The organism is Shigella sp. FC1567 (assembly GCF_001743015.1).
In the GTDB taxonomy this organism is placed as follows: Bacteria; Pseudomonadota; Gammaproteobacteria; order Enterobacterales; family Enterobacteriaceae; genus Escherichia; species Escherichia coli.
Genome location: NZ_MIIV01000269.1, coordinates 1 through 1513, shown reverse-complemented (window position 1 = coordinate 1513; position 1513 = coordinate 1). Strand labels below are relative to the sequence as shown.

The 1513-nt window shown below is 52.9% G+C and carries 1 protein-coding gene and 2 pseudogenes; 2 read left to right on the top strand and 1 reads right to left on the bottom strand.

Annotated elements, in window-relative coordinates:
- A partial coding sequence (locus BHE85_RS15415) for an integrase core domain-containing protein (protein ID WP_032232747.1) occupies window positions 1–306 on the top strand: 306 nt, incomplete at its 5' end.
- 46 nt (window positions 307–352) lie between these two features.
- Window positions 353–1195, top strand: a pseudogene (gene tnpC / locus BHE85_RS15410) (IS66 family transposase); the annotation flags it as partial.
- 30 nt (window positions 1196–1225) lie between these two features.
- Here tnpC and BHE85_RS15405 read toward each other — a convergent pair.
- Window positions 1226–1513: pseudogene (locus BHE85_RS15405) on the bottom strand (integrase core domain-containing protein); the annotation flags it as partial.

Below are 1513 nucleotides of genomic sequence, written 5' to 3'. Positions count from 1 at the left end.
AAAGGTTCTCAGTATGTATCGCTGGCCTACACACAGCGGCTTAAGGAAGCCGGATTACTGGCATCAACAGGAAGTACAGGCGACTCGTATGACAACGCGATGGCGGAGAGCATCAATGGTCTTTACAAAGCGGAGGTAATACACCGTAAGAGCTGGAAAAACCGTGCAGAAGTGGAACTGGCCACACTCACGTGGGTGGACTGGTATAATAATCGACGATTGCTGGAAAGGCTGGGCCACATCCCTCCGGCAGAAGCAGAAAAAGCTTATTATGCTTCCATCGGAAACGATGATCTGGCAGCCTGAGTTCACAGATAAAACACTCTCCAGGAAACCCGGGGCGGTTCAGTATGACGTCCTGCGCCAGTATGTGCTGATGCCCGGTAAAGTTCATGCGGATGATATCCCCGTTCCGGTCCAGGAGCCGGGCAGTGGTAAAACAAGAACTGCCCGGCTGTGGGTCTATGTCCGTGATGACCGTAACGCCGGTTCACAGATGCCCCCGGCGGTCTGGTTCGCGTACAGCCCGGACCGGAAAGGTATCCATCCACAGAATCACCTGGCTGGTTACAGCGGTGTGCTTCAGGCAGATGCTTACGGTGGTTACCGGGCGTTATACGAATCCGGCAGAATAACGGAAGCCGCGTGTATGGCCCATGCCCGGAGAAAAATCCACGATGTGCATGCAAGAGTGCCAACCGACATCACCACGGAAGCCCTGCAGCGTATCGGTGAACTGTATACCATCGAGGCAGAAGTCCGGGGATGTTCAGCAGAACAGCGTCTGGCGGCAAGAAAAGCAAGAGCCGCGCCACTGATGCAGTCACTGTATGACCGGATACAGCAACAGATGAAAACACTGTCGCGTCACTCGGATACGGCAAAAGCGTTCGCATACCTACTGAAACAGTGGAAGGCCCTGAACGTGTACTGCAGTAATGGCTGGGTGGAAATCGACAACAACATCGCAGAGAACGCCTTACGGGGAGTGGCCGTAGGCCGGAAAAACTGGCTCTTCGCGGGTTCCGACAGCGGTGGCGAACATGCGGTGGTGTTGTACTCGCTGATCGGCACATGCCGTCTGAACAATGTAGAGCCAGAAAAATGGCTGCGTTACGTTATTGAGCATCTCCAGGACTGGCCGGCAAACCGGGTACGCGATCTGTTGCCCTGGAATGAGGTGTACTGGCAATAGCGGACACTACCATTTGTTCTTTTTTTAATCAGCCATCTGATGATATTTTTCCCTGAAGGCTGCCGGGGAGATATTCCCCAGACGAGAGTGACGACGCTGACGATTGTAGAAAATCTCAATGTATTCCCGTATTACTGAGATGGCTTCATCCCGGTTATTAAAACGATAGTGGCTCAGGCTCTCATTTTTCAGCGTTCCCCAGAAGCTTTCCATCGGAGCGTTGTCGTAACAGTGACCTTTACGCGACATTGATGTTTTCAGACCAGACTGCTCCTGTATGACCCGGTAATCGTATGCGCAGTACTGTGAACCTCGATC